Below are 1,677 nucleotides of genomic sequence, written 5' to 3'. Positions count from 1 at the left end.
CTAGCCTCGCGCTTTCACGCGGCAGGGCGTCCGGTGGGTGATCCGAAACGCAGAGAGTGCTCCTGACCTGCAACGATGGGACTTGTCTAGGGTCCAGGTCGTCGCAGGAAAGAAGCACTCTCCAGGTGAAGAAGCGTATCGGGTTCTACCCGCGTGTCCGTACCGAAGGCGGTGGTCGCGGGGTGGTTTCCCAGGCCGGCGGGGTGCTGCTGGTGGAGACGGTCCGCAAGACCGGTCTGGATCAGGCGATATCGGCGGCGCTGGCGCCGTGGCGCAAGCCGCGGGCGGTGCATGATCCGGGCAAGATCCTGCTGGATGTGGCGCTCGCGGTCGCGCTGGGCGGAGACTGCCTGGCAGACGTCGGTCTGCTGCGGGCCGAGCCGGCGGTGTTCGGGCCGGTGGCCTCCGACCCGACGGTGTCCCGGCTGATCGACACGCTGGCAGCCGACGGGAAGCGTGCGCTGACCGCACTGCGCCAGGCCCGCGCTCAAGTCCGTGAATATGTGTGGACGTTGGCCGGTGACGTGGCGCCGGACGCGTCCGGTCAGGTGGTCGTGGACCTGGACGGGGTGCTGGTGATCGCGCATTCCGAGAAGCAGGACGCGGCCGCGACCTGGAAGAAGACCTTCGGCCACCATCCGCTGATGGGGTTCGTCGACCACGGCCGGGGCGGGTCCGGGGAGCCGGTGGCCGCCCTGCTGCGGCCCGGGAACGCGGGCAGCAACACCGCCGCCGACCACATCGAAGCCGCCCGGCTCGCGCTGACGCAGCTGCCGAAGAAGTACCGGCGCGGACGGCGGACGCTGATCCGCACCGACTCGGGCGGGGGCACTCACGAGTTCGTCGACTGGCTGTCCGTCCGCGGCCGGTGGCTGTCCTACTCGGTCGGCATGACCATCACCGATGCCATCCACGCCGCGGCCCTGAAGGTCCCGGCATCGGCCTGGACGCCGGCCGTCGAGCCCGACGGCGAGATCCGCGACGGCGCCTGGGTGGCCGAGATCGGGGGCGACTGCCTCAAGGGCTGGCCCAGGGGAATGCGGCTGATCGTTCGGAAGGAACGGCCGCACCCCGGCGCCCAGTTGCGTCTCACCGACGCCGACGGCATGCGCCTGACCTGCTTCGCCACCAACACGCGGCACACCCCGATCGCCGAGCTGGAGCTGCGGCACCGCCAGCGCGCGAGGGCCGAGGACCGCATCCGCGCCGCCCGCGCCACCGGCCTGCGCAACCTCCCCCTGCACGACGCCGCACAGAACCGGATCTGGCTGGAGATCGTCCAGATCGCCCTGGACCTGCTGGCCTGGATGCCGATGCTCGCCCTCACCGGCCAAGCCCGCCGGTGGGAGCCCCGCCGCCTACGGCTGCGGCTGTTCTCCGCGGCCGCTCAGCTCGTCACCACCGGACGACGCCGCAGCCTCCGCCTCGCCAGGCACTGGCCCTGGACCGGCCTGATCACCGAAGCCCTGCAACGGCTCGCAGCCTTGCCGAACCCCGGCTGACCAGCAACTTCCCGTCCCTACGAGCAGCACCACCCGACCGGAGCCGTGGAACCCGGCGCCCACCCGACGCGACAGCCGGGCCACCAACCTGCCCACCTGCAGAAATAACCACCCCGAACGATCCGAAAGGGTCCGTCAGCAAGCTGACGGACCCTCACGCAAGATCGAGGCTAGA

General features: G+C 70.8%; 1 protein-coding gene. It reads left to right on the top strand.

Going from position 1 to position 1,677, the window contains the following annotated elements; genetic code table 11:
• Nucleotides 1-125: 125 nt before the first annotated feature.
• Nucleotides 126-1,502, top strand: coding sequence for an IS1380 family transposase (locus AC3ETA_RS47670; protein ID WP_432199152.1), 1,377 nt, complete (start codon nt 126-128; stop codon nt 1,500-1,502).
• Nucleotides 1,503-1,677 lie beyond the last annotated feature (175 nt).

It is taken from the genome of Streptomyces sp. bgisy027 (genome assembly GCF_057710365.1).
Note: the sequence above shows the minus strand (reverse complement) of the source record. Positions and strands in the feature narration are given on the sequence as shown.